The 2,090-nt window shown below is 67.9% G+C and carries 1 protein-coding gene; it reads left to right on the top strand.

From position 1 onward, the window contains the following. On the top strand, positions 1 to 2,090 hold a 2,090-nt coding region (locus AWB95_RS00005; protein ID WP_139818435.1), incomplete at both ends, for a non-ribosomal peptide synthetase.

Raw genomic sequence — 2,090 nt, 5'->3', positions numbered from 1 at the left:
AGCGGACAACGACTGCCTGCCGCGTCGTCGTATCGCCGGTTTGTGAGCTGGCTGGCTGATCGTGACCTCGACGCCGCCCGCGCCGCCTGGCGCGAGGTCCTGGCCGGCTTCGACACCCCGACCCTGGTGGGGCCGCCGCAAATGTCGGGGCGCGGACATCGAGGCGTCAAGTCGACCCAGGTGCCCGAGCAGACCTCTCGCGCAGTCGGCGAACTGGCCCGCTCGTGTCACACCACCGTCAACACCGTGTTGCAGGGCGCGTGGGCGCAGCTTTTGTGCTGGCTGACCGGGCAACACGATGTCGCATTCGGTGTCGCGGTCTCGGGTCGGCCCGCAGACGTGGTCGGTGCGGACTCGATGGTCGGCCTGTTGATCAACACGGTGCCGGCGCGGGCGCGCATCACCGCGACAACGACCACCGCAGAGCTGCTCGACCAGCTGCAAACCGAGCACAACAACACGCTGGAGCATCAGCACCTGGCGCTGGGCGAGATTCACCGCATCACCGGGCACGACCAACTGTTCGACACGCTGTTCGCCTACGAGAACTACCCGGTGGATGCCGCCGCGTTGAGCGGTGAACACCAGATCGCCGTCACCGAGTTCAGCGTGCGGGAATCCACCCACTATCCGCTGACGCTCGTGGCCATGCCGGGCCCGCAACTGGGCCTTCGCGTCGAATACGACGCCGACGTGTTCGACGAAGACAGCATCGAGGCGCTCATCGACCGGTTCGAAACGGTGTTGGGAGCGATGACCACCAACCCGAGCGGGCGGGTGTCGTCGATCGATCTGCTCGACGTGCCGGAGCACGCCCGCCTCGACGAGATCGGTCACCGGGCGGTGTTGACCCGGCCGCCGGCAGCGGCGCCGATGACGGTTCCGGTGTTGTTCGCCGCCCAGGTGGCCCGCACACCGGACGCGGTGGCGGTCAGCTGCGGAGGCCGCTCACTGAGCTACCGCGAGCTGGACGAGGCTGCCAACCGGTTGGCGCACCTGCTCGCCGCTCATGGCGCGGGGCCGGGACAGTCTGTGGCCCTGCTGTTTTCGCGGTCGGTCGACGCGATCGTGGCAATTCTGGCAGTGCTCAAGAGCGGAGCGGCGTATCTGCCGATCGACCCAGCGCTGCCGGCGGGCCGGATCGGGTTCATGCTCGACGACGCGGCACCGACCGCCGCTGTTACAACCCCGGACCTACGATCGCGGCTCGACGACTGTGAATTACCGGTTGTCGATACGGATGACCCCCGCATCGAGGACCAGCCTGGAACAGCGTTGCCCCCGCAGGCCCACGATGACATCGCCTACCTGATCTACACCTCGGGCACCACCGGTGTGCCCAAAGGGGTGGCGGTCACCCACCACAGCGTCATCCGGCTGTTCGACTCGTTCGACGTCGGCCTGCAGCCGAGGCCGGGGCAGGTGTGGACGCAGTGGCATTCCTACGCCTTCGACGTGTCGGTGTGGGAGATCTGGGGTGCCCTGCTGCACGGCGGGCGGCTGGTGGTGGTGCCCGAGCCGGTGGCCCGCACCCCGCAAGACTTCCACCGCCTGCTGACGGCGGAACACGTCAACGTGTTGACCCAGACCCCTTCGGCGGTAAGCGTTTTGACACCTGAGGGATTGGATTCGACGGCGTTGGTGGTGGCAGGGGAGTCGTGTCCGGCCGAGGTGGTGGATCGCTGGGCGCCCGGACGGGTGATGATCAACGCCTACGGGCCCACCGAAACCACGGTGTACGCGGCGATCAGCGCGCCGCTGACACCCGACTCGGGGGCGGTGCCGATCGGTGCGCCGGTTCCGGGTGCGGCGTTGTTCGTGCTCGACGGCTGGTTGCGCCCGGTGTCCGTCGGGGTGGTCGGGGAGTTGTATGTGGCCGGCACCGGGGTGGGGGTCGGGTATGTGCGCCGCGCACCGTTGACGGCGTCGCGGTTTGTGGCGTGCCCGTTCGGGGCTGGCGGGCAGAGGATGTATCGCACCGGTGATCTGGTGCGCTGGCGCACCGACGGCCAACTGGACTATCTGGGCCGCGCCGATGAGCAGGTCAAGATCCGCGGGTATCGCATCGAACTCGGCGAAATCCAAACAGC

Origin of the sequence: Mycobacterium celatum (genome assembly GCF_002101595.1) — a bacterium.
Taxonomy (GTDB): domain Bacteria; phylum Actinomycetota; class Actinomycetes; order Mycobacteriales; family Mycobacteriaceae; genus Mycobacterium; species Mycobacterium celatum.
Note: the sequence above shows the minus strand (reverse complement) of the source record. Positions and strands in the feature narration are given on the sequence as shown.